This window comes from Pseudomonas sp. HMSC063H08, from assembly GCF_001813645.1.
GTDB classification, from domain to species: domain Bacteria; phylum Pseudomonadota; class Gammaproteobacteria; order Pseudomonadales; family Pseudomonadaceae; genus Pseudomonas; species Pseudomonas aeruginosa.
The window spans coordinates 917-1,673 of sequence record NZ_KV813384.1 but is presented as its reverse complement, the minus strand read 5'-3'; the positions used below and the strand labels follow the sequence as shown (position 1 = coordinate 1,673).

1 pseudogene is annotated in these 757 nt (G+C 66.6%); it reads left to right on the top strand.

Annotated elements, in window-relative coordinates:
• Positions 1 to 60: 60 nt before the first annotated feature.
• A pseudogene (locus tag HMPREF2924_RS07800) lies at positions 61 to 757 on the top strand (hypothetical protein); the annotation flags it as partial.

The following is a 757-nucleotide window of genomic DNA, read 5'->3' as shown; positions in this document are numbered from 1 at the left end:
TTCGCGGCGCTGCAGGAGCGCATCTGGACTGTGGCCGTGTCGACGGATGGACCGCCGGTAGTGGACGCGCGCATCGTCTGGCAACTGCAGGACGAACAGCCGTTGATCCTGGTCATTACCGGAAACCGAATCACAGCGTGGCCGTTCGCGCCGGACTGGGCTGATGGTGTGCAGGAGTCGCTGGAGTGGTTGACCGAGCTGCTGACCAGCACGTCGGGAGTCGAGCAACGGCGATCGCTGCGCCTGTCACCCCGGCGTTCATTCGAAGCTGAGTTCTACGCAGAGGGGCGCGAGCGCGTGCTCCTCGATCTCAGCTTGGCCGGCTGGGGCGGGCGAATCTGGGCGCTGCCGGTGTGGCCGGACATACAGCTGCTGGCAAGCGTCACCGCGGCTGGCGCACAGACGGTCGAGTGCGATACCCGCTGGCGGGATTTTCGTGCTGGGGGCCTTGCGCTGCTGCGCGGTGAGTCAGCGTTCGAGTACGAGGTGGTGGAGATCCAGGATCTGACCGCGTCGGCGATTCAACTGGCCCGCCCGGTTCAGCGTCGCTGGCCGGCCGGCTCTCGCTTGTACCCAATCCGCACCGCACAGCTGACGGAGCAACCGGCGCTGACGCGTCTGACAGACACCCTCTACAGCGCACAAGCGCGGTTCCTGGTGATGGACAGCAGCGATTGGCCGGAGGTCATACCCTCGGCAACGTACCGGGGCTGGCCGGTGCTCGGGCAGCGGCCCGAGGAGTCCGAAGACTTGTCCG